Annotated in this window: 8 protein-coding genes; 3 read left to right on the top strand and 5 right to left on the bottom strand. The window is 73.5% G+C overall.

The window, feature by feature from the left end; genetic code table 11:
• Positions 1-51 precede the first annotated feature (51 nt).
• The 3 genes from ACIP37_RS05455 to ACIP37_RS05445 all read left to right on the top strand — a co-directional run bounded on the left by ACIP37_RS05455 (position 52) and on the right by ACIP37_RS05445 (position 3,491).
• Positions 52-606, top strand: a complete 555-nt coding sequence (locus ACIP37_RS05455) for a YceI family protein (protein WP_350880788.1) — start codon at positions 52-54, stop codon at positions 604-606.
• A 111-nt stretch (positions 607-717) separates the two neighbouring features.
• Positions 718-1,956: a pyridoxal-phosphate dependent enzyme gene (locus tag ACIP37_RS05450; RefSeq protein ID WP_400803076.1), complete on the top strand. Its 1,239-nt coding sequence runs from the start codon at positions 718-720 to the stop codon at positions 1,954-1,956.
• A gap of 149 nt (positions 1,957-2,105) precedes the next feature.
• Entirely contained in the window at positions 2,106-3,491 is a 1,386-nt protein-coding gene (locus ACIP37_RS05445; protein ID WP_400803078.1) for a hypothetical protein, read from the top strand.
• A 65-nt stretch (positions 3,492-3,556) separates the two neighbouring features.
• On the opposite strand, the gene ACIP37_RS05440 is transcribed toward ACIP37_RS05445, so the two are convergent.
• The 5 genes from ACIP37_RS05440 to ACIP37_RS05420 all read right to left on the bottom strand — a co-directional run bounded on the left by ACIP37_RS05440 (position 3,557) and on the right by ACIP37_RS05420 (position 18,135).
• Positions 3,557-4,612, bottom strand: coding sequence for an NADP-dependent oxidoreductase (locus tag ACIP37_RS05440; protein ID WP_363628389.1), 1,056 nt, complete (start codon positions 4,610-4,612; stop codon positions 3,557-3,559).
• Positions 4,609-6,294 (bottom strand): phytoene desaturase family protein, encoded by a 1,686-nt coding sequence (locus tag ACIP37_RS05435; RefSeq protein WP_400328666.1) that lies wholly within the window; start codon positions 6,292-6,294, stop codon positions 4,609-4,611. The genes ACIP37_RS05440 and ACIP37_RS05435 overlap by 4 nt, the downstream gene beginning before the upstream one ends.
• A 5-nt stretch (positions 6,295-6,299) precedes the next feature.
• A complete protein-coding gene (locus ACIP37_RS05430) occupies positions 6,300-7,979 on the bottom strand; it encodes an NAD(P)/FAD-dependent oxidoreductase (protein WP_363581834.1) in 1,680 nt (559 codons plus the stop codon).
• Positions 7,966-17,208 (bottom strand): amino acid adenylation domain-containing protein, encoded by a 9,243-nt coding sequence (locus ACIP37_RS05425; RefSeq protein ID WP_400803082.1) that lies wholly within the window; start codon positions 17,206-17,208, stop codon positions 7,966-7,968. Before ACIP37_RS05425 ends, ACIP37_RS05430 begins: the two co-directional genes overlap by 14 nt.
• Positions 17,209-17,277: 69 nt before the next feature.
• The gene (locus tag ACIP37_RS05420; RefSeq protein ID WP_400803085.1) at positions 17,278-18,135 is read right to left on the bottom strand and encodes a sterol desaturase family protein; all 858 of its coding nucleotides are present in this window, start codon (positions 18,133-18,135) and stop codon (positions 17,278-17,280) included.
• Positions 18,136-18,439: the final 304 nt, after the last annotated feature.

Raw genomic sequence — 18,439 nt, 5'->3', positions numbered from 1 at the left:
CCCCGCGATTCCCCGGAGAGGCCCCAAACACGCCCAGGAGGTAAGCCGACCATGACCGTCTCCCTGTCCGAGCTCACCGGGGACTACGTCCTCGACCCCGCCCACACCCGGATCGGCTTCGTGGCGCGCCACGCCATGGTGACCAAGGTCCGCGGCTCCTTCACCGCCTTCGAGGGCAGCGCCCACCTGGACGGCGCCGACCCGGGCCGTTCCACCGCCCGGGTGACGATCCGGACGGAGAGCATCGACACCGGCGTCGAGCAGCGCGACCAGCACCTGCGCACCAACGACTTCCTGGACGTGCCGAACTTCCCGACCATCGCCTTCGCCACGACGGCGGTCGAGCCGCGCGGGGACGGCGAGTTCCGGGTGACGGGCGACCTCACCGTCAAGGACGTCACCCGCCCGGTCACCATCGACGTCGAGTACACGGGCAACGCCGTCGACCCCTACGGCAACCTGCGGGTGGGCCTGGAGGGCTCGGTGACGATCAGCCGCAAGGACTTCGGGGTGACCTGGAACGCGGCCCTGGAGGGCGGCGGCGTCCTGGTCGGCGACAAGGTCGTCCTGGAGTTCGACGTCTCGGCCGTCCGACAGGCCCAGTAGCGGCCGCAGGAGCCAGGAGCGGCCCGCCGGAGCCCCTGGGGCGCGGCAGCCCCAGCCACGGGCCCCGGAATCCGCCGGACCGGGCGGCGCAGGCCCGGTTAGGCTCCTGACATGGCGACAGACGGCTCCCTCGCAACCGGCCAGCGCTCCCTCGGCGACCCCACCCTCGACTACCCGTTGTGGCCCCCGCTCACCGCGGGCTGTCCCCGCACCGGCACCGAGGACGTCTCCTACCCCGTCGAGGTCGACTACGCCTACCGCGAGGCCGACGCGGCCGCCCTGTTCGCCCCGGGCGCGGACGCCGGGGCGCCGCGCGGCGGGCTGGAGCGGTGGGCCCCGCTGCTGCCGCCGCTGCTCGCGCCGGGCCTGGGCGAGGGCGGCACGCCGCTGGTCGAGCTCGAGCCCGGGGTGTACGTCAAGGACGAGGCCCGCAACCCGACCTGGAGCCACAAGGACCGGCTGAACCGCTGCACCACCAGCGCCGCCGTGGGCGTCGGCGCGCCCGGGATCGCGGTGGCCTCCTCCGGCAACCACGGCGCGTCCGCCGCCGCCTACGCCGCCCGTGCCGGGCTGCGCTGCGTGGTGTTCACCGGGCCCGACCTGCCGCCGGCCGTCGACGCGTTCCTCAACGCCTACGGCGCCGTCGTGCTGCCGGTGCCGTGGGAGGCCCGCTGGCCACTGCTGCGGCAGGTCGTGGACCGGCTGGGCCTGCACCCGGTCAGCAACCTCACCACCACCCACACCGGCCACGCGTACGGCCCCGAGGGCTACAAGACCGTCGCGTACGAGATCTTCCGGGACATCGGCGTGCCCGCCGCGGTGTTCGTGCCCACCGGCTACGGGGAGCTGCTCTTCGGCGTCTGGAAGGGCTTCAGCGAACTGCACCGGCTCGGGCTGGCCGACCGGGTGCCGCGCATCGTCGCCTGCGAGTCCGCGTCCGGTGCGCCGCTCGCCCTGGCCGTCCGCCAGGGCCTGCCGGCGGCCCGGGTGACGGTGGGGCCGAGCGAGGCGTACTCGATCGCCTCCCCGGTCGGCGGTTACCGGGGCGTGGTCGCGGTCCGCGAGAGCGGCGGCCGGGTGCTGGCCCTGGACGACGGCCAACTCGCGGCCGCCCAGGCCGAACTGGCCCGCTCCGGGCTCTGGACGGAGCTGTCCGCGGCGGCCGGGCTCGCCGGGCTGCGCAGCCTCGGCGGCGTCGAGGGCCTCGGGGAGGCCGAGGGGCCGGTGGTGTGCGTGTCGACGTCCAGCGGTTTCAAGGACCGGGGCGTCGGCGCGCGGTCGACCGCGCCGGTCACCCCGGAGTGGGAGGAGGTCCGCCGCCGGCTGCACGCGGCCGGAATCCGCGGCTAGCGGGACTCCCCCCGACTCACGCCCGGCGTTGGAGGCCTGCTGTTCGCCGTCCGGTTCTCCGGCGTAGGGTTGGCGTTCGCCGCGGCCGCCCAGGCTGGTCCGGATCCGCACCGCCCCCGCTCCTCTCCGTGCGTCGAAGGGCTGTCACCGTGTCCCGTTCCCCCCGCCGTCTGCTCCCGCTGGCCGTCGCCGTCGCGGCGGTGCCCGTACTCGCCCTGCCGGTGGTCCCGGCCACCGCGGCCTCGTACGGCACTCCGACGATCACCTTCTCGGCCGGCTACCTGTCCGGCGCGGTCGGCGCCACCGGCGATCCGACGGTGTCCGTTGCGGTGGCGCAGAGCGGGGCCGCGGCCTCGGCGCTGACCGTCGCCGCCTCGGCGAGCACCCGCAGTGCCGTCGCGCGGACCGGCGACGTGGCGGTGACGGGCACCGGCGGCACCCGCACCCTGGCGGTCGCCGCGCAGGGCGTCGGCTACACCGACCTCACCATCAAGGTGACCGGCCTGGGCGGCAAGACCGCGACCCGCACCCTGCACTACGCGGCCTCCCCCGCCGTCCGGTTCCCGGCCGCCAGCCGCTACCTGACCGGTTCCAGCGACGCCTCCGCCGCGGTGGACGCGGGCGGCGGCTACATCCTGGTCGGCGACGACGAGTCCAACGTGCTGCGGCTGTACGACCGCAACGCCTCCGGCGCGCCGGTCCGCACCTGGGACTTCAGCTCCGCGCTCGGCGTCTCCAAGGAGATCGACATCGAGGCCGCGGCCCGGGTCGGCGACACGATCTACTGGACGGGCTCGCTCGGCAACAACAAGGACGGCAAGGTCAAGCCGGACCGGCACACCGTGTTCACCACGAAGGTCACCGGCTCGGGCGCCGACACCCAGCTCTCGCTGGCCGGTTCGTACCACGGCCTGCGCGACGACCTGATCGCCTGGGACGGCGCCCACGGCGACCGCTACGGCTTCGCGGCGGGCGCGGCGGACGGGCAGGCGCCCAAGCAGATCGACGGATTCAACGTCGAGGGGCTGGAGTTCGCCCCGGGCAGCACCACCACCGCGTACATCGGCTTCCGCGCGCCGCTGACCCCGGCGGTCACCGGCGGCCGCGCGCTGCTCGTCCCGGTCACCAACCTCCCGTCGCTGCTGTCCGGTTCGGCCTCGCACGCGACCTTCGGCGAGCCGGTCGAGCTGGACCTCGGCGGTCTCTCCATCCGCGACCTGCGCCGCAACGACCTCGGCCAGTACCTGATCGTGGCCGGCTCCTGGTCCGCCGAGGACAACTCCGCCCCGTACGCCCTCTACCGCTGGAACGGGCAGTCGGGCTCACAGCCGGTCAAGCTGGTCGACCTGCCGACCAGCGACGCCGGCGCCTGGGAGGCCGTCCCGGACGTACCGAACCTGGACGCCCCCGGCGCCCGGGCCCAGCTGATCACCGACGACGGCTCCGCCGACCTGTACGGCGACGGCACCGCTGCCAAGGACCTCGCCCAGCCGGAGTGGAAGAAGTCCCGCTCCACCTGGTTCACCCTGAACTGACCTGCGCGCCGCCGGGGCGGGCACACGAACCGCCCGCCCCGGCCGGGCCCCGCCGACCGCCCGGCTCAGAGTTCGACGAGCACCTTGCCCCGGCTCGCGGAGCGGTCCACGTACAGGCTGCGGTAGGCGGCCGGGATGTTGTCGAAGCCCCGGTGGACGGTCTGCTGGTAGCCCAGGTCCCCGCTGCGGACGAGGGCGCCCAGCTCCTGCCGCAGCGCCGACCAGTTCTCCTCGGTGAACCACTCCAGCGAGAAGATGCCGCGGATGGTGGTGCGCGGGAACATGATCATCGGCAGCAGCCGCGGGCCCGTCCAGTCGCCGCCGACCTGGCTGCCCCACTGCCAGCAGACCGCGACCCGGCTGTCCACGGCGAGCAGGGAGAAGACCGCGTCGGTGAGCGCCCCGCCGAGGCTGTCGAAGTAGCGGTCGATGCCGGCCGGGGCGAGCTTGGCGAGTTCCTCCCGCAGCCGCTCGGGGTCGTCGCCGTCGCGGTAGAGCAGGACCGCGTCGAAGCCCAGCTCACGCAGCCGGGCGGCCTTGGCCGGGGTGGCCGTGGTGCCGATGACCCGGGCCCCCCGGTGCCGGGCCAGCTGTCCGACCACCGAACCGACCGCCCCGGACGCCCCGCTGACCAGCACGGTGTCCCCCGGCCGGACCTCCAGGAACTTCTCGACCGTGCCCCAGGCGGTCATCCCCGGGCCGCCGAGGACACCGAGGGCGGTGGAGATCGGCAGGGCGTCGTCGTAGTCGCTCCGGTCCAGCCGCCGGTAGGCGGGGAAGACCATCGGGAAGGTGCCGGTCTGCCAGAACGCCGGGGCGCCGTTGCTGATCACGTGGGTGCGCCAGCCGCCGAAGCCCTGCACGAGGTCGCCGACGGCGAAGGCGGCGTCCGGCCCGGCCTCCACCACCTCCATGATGGAGTCCGCGCCCATGTGGTCGCCGATCGGGGTGTCCAGGGCGATCCCCTGGAGGTACGGGTCGACCGAGACGTACCTGGTCCGCAGCAGCATCTCGTCCGCGGCGAGGCGGACGTCCACCTCCTCGACCACCTTCCGGTACATCCGTTCGACGTCCGGCACGCCGTCCACGTGCTCGCGGACGACCCACTTCTCGACCCTCATGAGGTGACTCCAAACCGCCGGTCGGCGGGCCCGACCGGTTCGATGACCAGGGTGGGCGGCGGCGCGCTGTCGTCCACGGCGGCGGTGAACGGCCGGCCGTCGTCGCGGCAGATGAACTGGACGACGTGCCGGCCGGCGGCGGCCGCCCGGATCAGTCCCCCCGTGGTCGCCCACACGCCGGAGAGGTAGAAGTTCGCCAGGCCGGGCAGCCCGGGCCCGTTGCGCTTGATCTCGTCCTCCAGGGTCTCGCCGCTCTCCACGAACGGCTGCCAGCCGAGCACCGTGCCGTCGTAGTTGCCGGTGTAGCGGACCTGGGTGAGCGGGGTGGACACGTCCTTGACGGCGACGGCGTCCCTCAGACCGGGGTGGTGCCCGTCCAGGAACTCCACGATGGCGTCCCGCACCCGGCGCTTCTCGCGCTGGTACTCGCGCCCGCGCCCCACCGGCAGGGTGTGCAGTTCCTCGCCCCGCCGCAACCGTGGCGCCTGCTCCGGGCCGGTGCTCAACTCCCGCCAGGGGGCGATGTCGCAGAAGTAGCTGGCGTAGACGACGGTCGTCGCGGCGGGCGACAGCTCGGGGTAGTGGCGGCTGCGGAACTGGACGTTGATGCTGGGGTGGCGGATGCCGGTGAGCCGGTCGGCGACCTCGTCCTCCAGCAGGTAGGTGGTGCACGGGTCCCCGGCCGGGAAGGGGCGGCGCAGGCCGAGGAAGACGGTGAGGTAGCCGGGGAAGACCATGCCGGGCTCGGTGATGGTCCGGGTGTACAGCCGGCGGTAGGTGTCGTTCAGGTAGCGGCCCTTGAGCAGGTCCAGCATGGTGGTGCGTCCGTCGCAGGCGGCGACCACGATGTCCGCCCGGATCTCCCGGCCGTCGCTCAGCCGCACCCCGACGGCCCGGTCCTGCTCGACCAGGATCTCGGCCACCTTGGTGTTGTAGCTGATCTCGCCGCCGAGCCGCCGGTAGCGCTGCTCGATCGAGCGGGCCAGCCCGAGCGAACCGCCCTCCGGCACCCCGGCCGACTGCCCGGCGTGCGAGGCGAGTTGGAAGTAGGTGGGCAGCACCGGGAAGTTGGGGTGCTTCTCGTAGAGCACGAAGTTGAACGCCTCGCGCAGCAGCGGGCTCCGGAAGCGCGCCGAGTAGTCGCTCATCAGCACCGTGATCGAGCGCCGGATGACGTTGAAGTACGGCAGGAACGAGGCGAGCATCCGCCAGCGCTCGGCCCGGCCCATCAGTCCGACCGGCTTGAGGAAGGGGTAACGGACCAGGGCGCGGCGGAACTTGCGCAGCCCCTCGCAGAACTGCCGGATCCGCCGGGCGTCCTCCGGGGCGAGGTCGAGCAGGTGCGCTTCCAGGCGGTCGGGGTCGGAGTAGAAGTAGACGGCGCGCCCGTCCCGGGTGCGCACCACGTTGAAGACGTCGAAGTTGCGCATCACCTTGCCCTGCAACGCGCCGAGTTCGAGCCAGATCTGGTGCATCTCGTTGCCGGGGCCGCTGCCGAGCAGCCAGCTCACGCAGCAGTCGAAGGTGAACTCGCCGCGGTCCCAGGCCGTGCAGCAGCCGCCGGGGAGTTCGTGCATCTCCAGGACGGTGGTGCGGTAGCCGTTCATCTGTGCGTAGCAGCCGGTCGACAGGCCGCCCAGCCCGCCCCCGACGATCACCATGGTCTGCCTGCTGGTACTCATTCCGGTCATTCCGGCACTCCCACGGTGGCCCGGTCGAGTTGCGGCAGTTTGCCCAACTTGCCCGCATGCCAAGGTTCCTGGTTGTCACTGGGCCAGGCCCGGAACGGCCGGCCGAGCTCCCGGCAGAGGTACTGCGCGGCGTACCGGCCGCTGGTGGCGGCGCGGATCAGACCGCCGAGGCCGGCCCACTGCCCGGCCATCGAGAAGCCGCGCAGACCGGGCAGCCGCATCCGGTCCCGGTTGACCAGCCGGTTGGCGGCGTCCTCGGCCTCGGAGAAGGCCTGCCAGGCGAGGATGCTGCCGTAGGTGTTGCCGGTGAACCGCTCGGTGGTCACCGGGGAGGCGACGTCCACGACTTCGATCCGGCGGCCGAGCCCCGGGTACGTCCGCTCCAGGAACTCCCGGACGAACGCGGCGACTTCCTGCTTGCGCGCCCGGTAGGCGCGGCGGTCGCGGACCCGCAGGTCCTTCCAGGAGCGGTAGTCGCTGAAGTAGGTGCAGTGCAGCACCGACTTGCCGGGCGGCGCGAAGCCCTCCGCGTAGTCCGAGCGCAGTTGGACGACCAGGCTGTGCTGGAGCGAGCCGGGCAGCCGGGCGCCCTGCTCGGGCGACAGCAGGTAGGTGGTGCTGTGCGGTTCGCCCTCGGGCAGCGGGCCGTCCACGCCGACGAAGGCCGAGACCACGGCCGGGTACAGGTTGCCGGGCTTGTCCAGCAGCTCGCCGTACAGCCGGTCGGTGGCGGGGCTGGACCAGCGGCCTTCGAGCAGCCGGTCGAGCACCGTCGGCCCGTCGCAGGCGGCCACCACGTGGTCGGCGAAGTGCCGGGAGCCGTCCCGGAGTTGGACGCCAACGGCGCGGTCCCCCTCGACCAGGATCCGCTCCACCCGGCAGCGGTAGCCGACCACCCCGCCGAGCGAGGTGTAGCGCTCCTCCACCGACCGGGCCAGCCCGAGCGAACCGCCCTGCGGGAAGCCAGTGTTGCCGTTGTGCGCGGCGGCCAGGGTGTACAGGTACGGCAGCAGCGGGAAGCCGGCCGGCTCCTGGAGGAACATGTTGGGCAGCGCCCGCCGCAGCAGAGGGTCCTGGAAGCGCTCGGCGAAGCCGCTCATCGGGGTCGTCGCGGTCCGCCAGAAGAGCCGGAACGCGGGCAGCACGGTGCGCAGGGTGCGCAGCCGCTCGGCCGGGCCGCGCAGCGGCGGCGGGGTGAGGTCCCAGGGCAGGTCGATGGCGGCGAAGCGGCGCAGGTCCCGGCAGAAGGCGCGGATCGGCTTGGCGTCGCCGGGGGCGGTGGCCAGCAGGTGCTGTTCCAGCCGGTCCGGGTCCCCGTAGAAGGTGACGGCGCGGCCGTGTTCGTCGACGACGCGGTTGAAGACGTCGAAGCGGGTGATCGACTTGCCGTCGAGGGCGCCGAGTTCGCGCCACACCTGGTTCGCCCCGGTGCCCTCGGCGGTGCCGATCAGCCAGTCGATGCAGTAGTCGAACAGGTAGCCGTGCCGGGACCACGCGGTGCAGCAGCCGCCCGGCAGCACGTGCTTCTCGAAGATCCGGGTCTCCAGCCCGCTCATCTGCGCGTAGCAGCCGGTGGAGAGCCCGCCGATGCCCGCGCCGATCACGATGACCCGGGGCGGGCCGCCGGGGGCCCGCTCCCGGCTCGACCAGTCCGGCCCGCGCTCAGACCCGGCCATCGGCGGTGCCTCCGGCCAGGATGGCGCCCGCCAGTTCGGCGTTGCGGGCGGCGAACTCGGCGTCCAGCATCTCGGCGTGGCTGCCGTGCCCGGCGTGGACGGCCGTTCCGGCGCTGGAGGCGCCGTGCCAGGAGCCGTGCTCGCCGCCCGCGTGCAGCGCCAGCCGGTCCCGTTCGCACACCACGTTGAGCGGGGCCTTCAGGACTCCCAGGTTGGGGGTCCTGCTGCAGAACGCCAGGTAGTCCCGGGCCTGTTCGAGGGTCTCCTGGGCGACGATCCGGGAGCCGGTGTGCCGGTGCAGGTGCTCGTGGAGTTCGCGTTCGAAGACGGCCAGGTGCTCCTCGCCGAGCTCGAAGGGCTCGGGGATCCGGTAGGAGTCCACCACCAGGACGGAACTGACCGTACGGCCTCGGCGTTCGAGCTCCCGGGCCACCTCGAAGGCGAGGTTGCCGCCGAGCGAGTAGCCGAGCAGGACGTACGGCCCCGCCTCCTCCAGGTCCTCGACCAGGTCGGCGTAGCGGGCGGTCTTGTCGTCGCCGGTGAGGTAGTTGAAGGCGGCGAGCCGGTGGTCGGGCAGGTGGGCGGCGAGCTGGCGGTAGACCAGGCCGTGGCCGCCGGCCGGCGGGAAGCAGAACACCGTCCGCCCCTCGGGCGCCCCGGGGTTGAACCAGAGGTACGGCTGGCCGCCGGCGACCTCGCCGGTGATGATCTGCTCCAGCGTGCGGGCCATCCCGTGCAGGGTGGTCACCTTGAACAGCAGGCCGACCGGGATGCTGATGTTGAACTCGGTCTGCAGGTGGTGGATCAGCTCGATCAGCCGGATGGAGCTGCCGCCGAGCTCGAAGAAGTCGTGCTGGAGGCCGACCTCCGCCACGCCGAGCAGGTTGCTCCAGTGCTCGGCGGTGCGGATCTCGTAGAGGGTGACGGGCGGTTCGTGCTGCGCGCCGCCGGTGTCGATCCGGGGCTCGGGCAGGGCTGCCAGGTCGACCTTGCCGTTGGGGGTGAGCGGCAGGGCGGGCAGTTCGGTGAGGTGGGAGGGGATCATCACGGTGGGCAGGTGCTCGGCCAGGTGGCGGCGCAGTTCCCGGCGGTCCAGGGTGGTCCCCTCGGCGGGGACCAGGTAGGCGGCCAGCACGGCTTCGCCGGTGGAATCCTCACGGACCGTCACACAGGCCTGGGCGAGTTCGGGGCGGGCGGTGAGGTGGGCCTCGATCTCGCCGATCTCGATCCGGTGGCCGCGCACCTTGACCTGGTTGTCGATCCGCCCGAGCAGGTGGGCGGTGCCGTGGGCGTCCCAGTGGCCGAGGTCGCCGGTGCGGTAGAGCCGGACGGGCGGGCCGTCGAGCTCCAGGGTGGTGAAGCGCCGGGTGGTCTGCTCCGGGTCGTTCGGGTAGCCGGCGGCGACACCGGCGCCGCCGATCCACAGCTCGCCGGGCACGCCGGGCGGTACCGGCTCGCCGTAGTGGTCGAGGATGTACAGCGCGCTGTTGGGGAAGGGTCGGCCGATCGGCACCATCCGGCCGGGCTCCAGGGCGTCCGCGCCGCCCTCGTAGTAGCTGGTGTCGATGGTGGCCTCGGTCAGGCCGTAGGAGTTGACCAGCCGGGTGTCCGGCCCGCACAGGGCGCGCAGCCGCCGGTGCTCGGCGGCCTTCCAGGAGTCGGAGCCGACGACCAGCAGCCGCAGGAAGTCCAGCCGCAGGCCCTCGCGTTCGCAGTGGGCCAGCAGGCCGCGGGCGACGGCGGGCACGAACTCGCCGCAGTCGACGGCTTCCTCGCGCATGGTGCGGTACAGCCGGGCGGTGTCGAACAGCAGGTCGCGGTCGACCAGGACGAGGGTGCCGCCGGTGCTCAGCGCCCGGGCGAGGTCGCCGGAGAACACGTCGAAGGCGGTCCCGGCCATCTGGAGGTGCACCCGGGCCTCGGTGTCGAGGCGGTACTCGGCGCGCCAGCCCGCGGTGACGGCGGCGAGGTTGCGGTGGTCGACCCGCACGGCCTTCGGGCGGCCGGTGGAGCCGGAGGTGTGGATGACGTAGGCGGGGCGGTCCGGGTCGGCGGCGGGCAGCGGGCCGCTCTCGGCGGCGGGCCGGTCGAGCTCGTCCAGGGTGACGGGGCGGACGGGCGGTTCGGTGCCGAACGGGTTCCGCTCCGCGACCACGACGAGGGCCGCTCCGGCGTCGGTCACCTGGTAGGCGAGCCGGTCGGCCGGGTGTCCGGGGTCGAGCGGCAGGTAGGCGGCGCCGGCCCGCCAGATCGCCAGCAGGACGACGATCAGCTCGGGTGACTTGTCCAGGCAGACCGCGACCACCGAGCCTTCGCCGACACCCAGTTCGCGCAGCCGCAGGGCCGTCCGCTGGGCCCGCCGGTCGAGTTCGCCGTAGGTGAGGCGGCGGGCGCCGTCCGGGCGGGGGGCCGTGACGGCGACGGCCTCGGGGTGTTCGGCGGCGGCCTTGGCGACGAGTTCGGGCACCGGGGTGTCGTGGTCCGCCCGCCGGTCGGCGCCGCTGAAGCCGGTGAGGATGCGGCGGCGTTCGGCCTCGTCGAGCATCCGCAGCCGGCCGACCGGGCGGTCGGCGCCGGCGCTGGTCATGGCGTCCAGCAGGTTGCGGTAGTGCGCGGCCAGCCGCTCGACGGTGGCGGCGTCGAAGAGGTCGGAGTTGTACTTGAACACGCAGTGGAAGCAGCCGTCCGCGCGGTCCTCGTAGGCGGACAGCGTCAGGTCGAACTGCCCTTCCTCCTCGGGGAGTTCGATGTACTCCAGGCGGTAGCCGAAGCGTTCCACGGCGACCTTGTGGGTGAGCAGGATGAACATCGCCTGGAACACCGCCGAGCGGCTGGGGTCGTGCTGGAGCCCCAACTGCTCGACCAGCAGCGGGAACGGGTACTCCTGGTTGTCCAGGCCGCCGAGCACGCTCTCCCGCACCCGGGCCAGCAGCTCGGACACGGTCGGCTCCCCGGCCAGGCTGACGTGCAGCGGCAGCGGGTTGACGAAGTAGCCGTAGACGGAGGCGAACTCCTCCTGGGTGCGGCCGGTGACGGGGCTGCCGACCACGATGTCCTGCTGGCCCGACCAGCGGTGCAGCAGCAGGTAGTAGGCGCTGAGCAGCACCATGAACGGGGTGGCGTGGTGCGCGCGGGCCAGCTCGTGGACGCGGGCGGTCAGGTCGGCGTCGAGCCGGAAGAACGCCGAGGCGCCGTTGTGGGTCTGCACGGCCGGCCGGGGCCGGTCGGTGGGCAGGGCGAGGACGGGCATCTCGGCCGGCAGGTGGCCGCGCCAGTAGTCGAGCATCCGCCGGGCGTCGGGGCCGGCCAGGAAGCGGTTCTGGTGGTTGAGGAAGTCGAGGTAGCGGGCGGCCACGGCGGGGAGTTCGGGGGTGCGGCCGTGGCGCAGCGCCTCGTAGACCTCGAACAGCTCCTCGATGAAGGTGAAGGTGGAGATCGCGTCCGAGACGATGTGGTGGACGGCCTTCATCAGGACCCAGCGGTCCGGTCCGCGCCGGAACAGTCGCAGCCTGACCAGCGGGTCGTTCGCGAGGTCGTACGGCCGCCGGTACTCGGCGACGATCAGCGCGTGGATCTCCTCCCAGGGGCGGCCCTCGACGTCGAACAGTCCGGTGTCGGCCACCGCCTCCGGGCGGATCCGCTGGACCGGTCGGCCCTCCTCGGCGGTGAAGGCGGCCCGCAGCCCGGGGTGCCGGGCGACCAGCGCGCGGAAGGCGGCGAAGACCAGCTCGGGGTCGAGCTCGGCGCGCACCTCCACCGCGCCGCCGATGTTGTAGGCGAAGCCGTCCGGGTGCAGCTGGCGCAGGAACCACAGCGCCTGCTGGTTGTGGGTGAGCGGGTAGCGGGCCTCGTCGGTGTGCAGCTCGACCTCGGCCTGCTCGGGGCCGCCCTCGGCGTCGAGCCGCTCGGCCAGGCCGGCGACGAGCAGGTCGACCAGGTCGCCGACGGTGCCGTTGCTGAGCAGCGCCACCACCGGCAGGGCGACGCCCAGTTCGCCGTGCACCCGGGCGCGCAGCTCCATCGCGAGCAGCGAGTCCAGGCCGTGCGCGCCGAGCCTGGTGTCCGGGGCGATCCGCTCGGCGCCGATCCGCAGCACGGCCGCGGCGGCGGCGGTGAACCGCTCGGTGACCAGCCGGTGCCGGGTCGGCGGATCCGCCGTGCGGTAGGCGTCCAGGAAGCCGCCGGTCTCGGCCGGGGCCTGCTCGGCGGCGCCGGCGGCCAGGTCGGCGACCAGCGGCGGCGGCGCGGGGTACCAGGCAAGGAAGGTCGGCCAGTCGACCACGGTGGCGACCAGCAGCTGGGCGCGGTCCTGGCCGAGGACGCGTTCCAGCACGGCCGTGCCGGCGTCCGGCGGGAGCGAGCTCATGCCGCGGGCGTCGCGGTAGTGGGCGACCAGGCCCAGTTCCTCGATCATGCCGGTGGCCCAGGGGCCCCAGTCGAGGCTGAGCGCGGGCAGGCCGGCGGCCCGGCGGTGGTGGGCGAGGGCGTCCAGGAAGGCGTTGCCGGCCGCGTAGTTGGTCTGCCCGGCGGTGGTGAGCAGCGAGGCGACGGAGGCGAACAGCACGAAGTGGTCGAGCGGTTCGTCGCGCAGCAGCCGGTGCAGCAGGTGGCCGCCGACCACCTTGGGGGCGTATCCGGCGTCGAAGGCGGCTCGGTCCATCTGCGGCACCAGCACGTCCTTGACCTGTCCGGCGAGGTGGAACACCCCGCGGATGGGCGGGCGTTGGCGTTGCCGGTAGTCGGCGAGCCAGGCGGCGAGGGCGGTCTCGTCGGTGACGTCGACGGGGGCGAGCAGCGGTTCGGCGCCGAGCGCCTGGAGTTCGCGCAGGAAGGCGATCCGCTCCCCGGCCGGGCTGGCGGGGTCGGTCCGGTACCACTGGTCGCGCTCGGGCAGCACGGTACGGCCGACCAGGATCAGCCGCCGGGCGCCGCGCCGGACCAGGGTGCGGCAGAGCAGCCGGCCGAGCGCGCCGAACGCGCCGGTGACCAGGTAGCTGCCGTCGGGGCGCAGGACCGGCGGCAGCGGGCGGGTGAGGCCCTCGGCCCGGCGGAGCCGGCTGGTGCGGCGGTGGCCGGCCCGCAGGGCGATCTCCTGCTCGTCCCGGGAGGTGAGTTCGGCGAGCAGCGCCTCGGCCTGGTCGAGCGGCTCGGCGGCGGGGTCGAGGTCGATCAGGGTGCCGCGCTGGGCGACGAGTTCCTGCTGCCAGAGCACCCGTCCGATGCCCCAGGCGGGTGCGCCGAGCGGTTCGACCCGGTCGTCGGGGGCGGCGGCCTGGGTGCCCCGGGTGACGATGTGCAGCCGGGCGTCCGGGAGGGCGGCGGGCAGGGCCTGGGCGAGGGCGATCAGCGCGTAGCCGCCGAGGGTGGCGAGCTGGTCGAGCCGGTCGGCCGTGGTGGTGTCGAGGGCGGGCTGGTCGAGGTTCCACAGCTGGACGACGGTGCGGTAGCCGGGGCCGAGGTCGGTGAGGAGCCGGGTGAGGTCCTCGGCGGAGTCCGGGCGGACGGTCGAGCGCCCGTCGCCGGGCCGGTAGTCGGTGCCGGGCCGGACCAGGTGGCAGCGGGCGCCGCGTTCGGCGGCCAGCGCGGCGAGGCGTTCGGCGAGGCCGCCGGCGTCGGCGAACAGCAGCAGGTCGCCGAGGTCCTGGTCGGCGGGCGCGGCCGGGGCGTCCGTCCAGGCGAGTTCGGTGAGCCAGCCGTCGATGGTGGCGAGGCCGACCGAGGCGGGGGCCTGCGCGACGTCGGCGACCCGGAAGCCGGTGATCCGGCCGACCGGGGTGCCGTCCTCGGTGTACAGGGCGAGGTCGCCGACGAGTTCGCCGCCGCCCTCGCGGGTGACGGTGGCGTGCGCCCACAGCGGCCGGTCGCCGGCCTGGTCGAGCCGGACCTCCTCGATGGACACCGGCAGCCGGACGCCGCCGTCCTCGGGTGTGAGCAGCCGGGTGGCCAGCAGGGTCTGGAAGCAGGCGTCGAGCAGCACCGGGTGCAGCTGGTGGTCGGCCGCCTCGGGGCCGAGCCGGTCGGTCGGGCTGATCCGGGCCAGTGCCTCGCCAGGGCTCGTCCACACCTCCTGGACGGCCTGGAAGGCGGGCCCGTAGTCGTAGCCGCGGGCGGCCAGGAGCCGGTAGCAGTCGGGGCCGTCGAAGCGCTGTCCGCGGGAGCGGATCGCCTCGGCGTCCAGCGCCGGCCCGTGGGCGCGGCGCTGGCCGGTGCGGACCCGGCCGCCGGCGTGCACCACCGGTTCGCCGCCGACCGGGGTGGAGGCGATGGTGAAGCGGGCGTCCTCCGGGGCGTAGCCGAGCTGGACGGGGGTGGGCTCGGTGTCGGAGAGGAACAGGGCCCGGTTCAGCTCGATCTCGGCGAGCACCACCTCGGTGCCGCCGGTGAGGGCGCGGACGGCCTGGGCGGCCATCTCCAGGTACCCGGCCGCCGGGAAGACCATCTGGCCCTCGATCCGGTGGTCGGCCAGGTAGGGCAGCCGCTCGGGGTCGAGTGCGGTGGTCCAGGCGGGTTGGGCACTCGCGGTGCGGCGGCCGAGCAACGGGTGGTCGACCTCGCCGAGCCGGACCTGCCGGACGGCGCTCGGCTCGACCCAGTACCGGTCGCGCCGCCACGGGTAGCCGGGCAGCGGCACCGGGCGGCCGGCCGGGTGCAGTGCGCGCCAGTCCGGTTCGACGCCCAGGGTGTGCAGTTCGGCGAGCGACCGGGTGAAGCAGGCGGGCTCGTCGGCGTGCCGGCGGATGGACGGCAGGGCGTGCGCGCCGTCGACGCACTCGCGGATCGCGTGGCCGAGCACCGGGTGCGGGCCGATCTCCAGGAACAGGCCGTGCCCGTCCTGGGCCATCCGTTCGACGGCGGCGCGGAAACGCACCGGGTTGCGGACGTTGTGCCACCAGTACCCGGCGTCGAGTTCGGGGCCGCGGGCGAGGCCCTCGCGGGCGGTGAGGTAGAGCGGCAGCCGGGCCTCGTTGGGCTTGAGCGCGGCGAGCGCTGCGGTCAGCTCGTCCCGGATCGGGTCCATCCGCACGCTGTGGTAGGGGACTTCGACCTCCAGGAAGCGGGTGAACACCTCCTGTCCGCGCAGTTCCTCGGCGAGTTCGCGCAGCGCGTCGGTGTCGCCGGCCAGGGTGACGGTGGAGGGGCTGTTGACGGCCGCCAGCGAGACCCGGGCTCGGTACGGGCGGATCCGGCGCTCCGCCTCGGCCTCCGGGAGGCCGACGGCGAGCATGGTGCCGGTGCCGGCCAGCCGCTGCTGGAGGCGGCTGCGGGCCAGCACCACCCGGACGGCGTCGGCCAGGTCGTACACTCCGGCCTCGTAGAACGCGGCGACTTCGCCGGTGCTGTGCCCGACCACCGCGTCGGGGCGCAGGCCGTGGCTGCGCCAGAGCGCGGACAGGCCCAGCTGGACGGCGAAGTTGGCGGGCTGGGCGAGCCAGGTCTCGGCCATCCGGGAGTCGGCCTCGTCGCGGTGCAGTTCGTCGAGCAGGGACCAGCCGGCCTGCTCGCGGATCTCCCGGTCGCAGGCCTGGACGGCCGCCCGGTAGACCGGTTCGTTCTCGTACAGGCCCCGGCCCATGCCCCACCACTGCGGGCCCATGCCGGTGAACACCCAGGCGAGACGGCGCTGTTGGCGCTCCCGGGCGCGGCCCTGGAGCACCCGGGGGTGAGCCTCGCCGCGCTCGTGGGCGGCCAGCGCCTCGTCCAGGTCGTCCCGAGTGGAGTAGGCCACCGCGAGCCGCTCGGGCAGGTGCTGGCGCCGGTGCGCCAGGGTGTGGCCGAGGTCGTCGAGCGGCACCCCGGCAGCGAGCTCCCGACGGATTCCGGCGGCGAGTTCGGGCAGCCCGGCGGCGTCCTTGGCGCTCAGCGGCAGCACGGTGCAGGCCGGCTGCGGGGCCGGGGCGGCGGGCCCGGTGCTCGGCGGCTCCTCCAGCAGGACGTGCGCGTTGGTGCCGCCGAAGCCGAAGGAGTTGACGCCGGCCCGGGCCGGTCCGTCGTGCTCGGGCCAGTCGATCGGGGCGGTCGGGATGTCGAAGGGCAGCGCGGCCAGGTCGATGCCGGGGTTGGGCCGTTCCAGGTTGAGGTGCGGCGGGATCCGCCGGTGCTTGAGGGCCAGGGCGGTCTTGATCAGCCCGGCGACGCCGGCGGCGGCCTCGGTGTGCCCGATGTTGGTCTTGACCGAGCCGACGTAGCAGCGGTCGCCCGGGCGGCGGCCGATGCCCAGCACCCGGCCGAGCGCGGCCGCCTCGATCGGGTCGCCGACCGGGGTGGAGGTTCCGTGCGCCTCGACGTACTGGAGGCTGCCGGGCAGCACCCCGGCCTCGGCGCAGACCCGTTCGATCAGGGTGACCTGGGCGTCCGCGCTGGGGACGGTGATGCCGTTGGTGCGCCCGTCCTGGTTGACGCCGCTGCCGAGGATGACGGCGTGCACCGGGTCGCCGTCGCGCAGCGCGTCCGACAGCCGCTTGAGGACGACCACGCCGACCCCCTCGGCCCGGACGTAGCCGTCGGCGGAGGCGTCGAAGGCGCGTGAGCGGCCGTCGGCGGACAGGAAGCCGCCCTTGGTCTCGGCGATCGTGTACTGCGGCGCCATGTGCAGCAACGCGCCGCCCGCCAGGGCGAGTTCGGTCTCGCCGCGGAGCAGGCTCTGGCAGGCGAGGTGCACCGCGACCAGGGAGGAGCTGCAGGCGGTGTCGATCGAGACGCTGGGGCCGCGGAAGTCGAAGCAGTGCGAGATCCGGTTGGACACCATCGTCATCATGGTGCCGGTGGCGGTGTGCGCGGCGAGCGTGCGGAAGTCGAGGTCGGCGAACTGGAGGATCTTGTAGTCGAGGGTGAAGGCCCCCATGTAGACGCCGACGTCGCGGCCGGCCAGCTCGCCGGGGCGCAGGCCGCCGTCCTCCAGGGCCTCCCAGCTGACCTCCAGGAGCTTGCGCTGCTGCGGGTCCATGTGCTCGGCCTCGCGCGGGCTGATGCCGAAGAAGTCCGGGTCGAAGGTGTCGAAGCCGTCGATGTAGCCGCCCCGGCCGCCGACCAGGCGGCCCGGTTTGGACCGGTCCCGACTGCCGAGCGTGCCGGTGTCGTAGCGGTCGGCGGGTGTCGCGGTGAGGCAGTCCCGACCCTCGACGAGGTTGCGCCAGTAGGTCCGGTGGTCGTTGGCGTGTCCCGGCAGGCGGCAGCCGATGCCGGTGATCGCGATCCGGTCGCAGGGCACGGCGAAGGGCGAGGTGTTCATGATCCAATCCGAGGGTGATGGCGTGGCGGCGCGGACACGGGCGGAGGAAGAGCGGCCTCGCGGGCAGGGTCAGACGGACGGCTCGGTGGTCTTCACCTGGCGCCAGGGGTGCAGCAGGGTGGCACCCACTTCGCCGGTGGCCGGGAAGGCGGCCGGATCGGCGAGGCCGACGGCGGTGGGCACCCGGCCGGGGCGCCAGGTGAAGCTGCCGAACACGTGGTCCCACAGCGAGAGGTCGGAGGCGTAGTGCCCGGCCTCAGCGAGGTCGGTGCTGTGGTGCAGTCGGTGGAGCTCGGGACCGGCCAGCAGGTGGCCGAGGAACCCGAGGCGGACGTCGATGTTCGCGTGAACGAAATACCCCTGCGCAAGAATGAATATTCCGACCACGAACACGGATTCCGCCGAGAAGCCGATCAGCGACAGCAGGAGTTGCACCACGGACTGCGCGACGAACACGTCGAGAATATGGTTCACACCGTTGTTCGCGACATTCACCTTGTCCGGCACATGGTGGACGCCGTGCAGGCGCCAGAGCCACCGGTTGTGGTGGGACCAGCGGTGGACGAGGTAGTCGCCGAGCGATCCGATCAGCAGCGCGAGCGGGATCTCCAGGGCGAACGGGAGCACCGGATGGGCCGCCCCGAGCACCTGCACCAGCGCCGTCACCAGCCCCTGGGCGAGCGCACCACCGGCCATACTCAGCACGAAGTACACGGTGTACCAGCGCAGTTCACGCCCACTCGGATGCCAGTCGGTCCGGTACGGGATCACTCGCTCCAGTACGGCCAGGTACCCGAGGACGCCGACCAGCACGAGGGGGGAGACCCGGTCGGGCTCCCAGTGGAAGTGCAGTGTGGCGACGGCCGTGCACAGCACCCCCAGGAGCAGAAGCGGATGAGCGAGCCGGCGTGCAATGGCGGACAGCACGCGCCCCCTTGGTTATTCGCGAACTAATGACTGGAAACGTCAGAGACTCTAGCTGGAGAGGTCAGCTACGGCAGTCATTCGACGTGTTAACGCCATAAATAACCCGATCGGAGGAAGATCTGCGCACGAAGTTGACACCAGACCGGCGCGAAAGGGGCGCGTTTGTTCGCAGGCGCTGGAGAAACCGGAGCGCAGCGGGGTCGAGCCCACGCCGGGCGAGGTCGCACGCCCCCTGACACAGGGGGCGGTCCGGACCCGGATCCGGCCCCCGGTCCGGCGAGGGCGGCGCGGGTGGCACCGGGCA

It is taken from the genome of Kitasatospora sp. NPDC088861 (genome assembly GCF_044750105.1).
Taxonomy (GTDB): Bacteria; Actinomycetota; Actinomycetes; order Streptomycetales; family Streptomycetaceae; genus Kitasatospora.
This window is presented reverse-complemented; position numbering and strand designations above follow the sequence as displayed.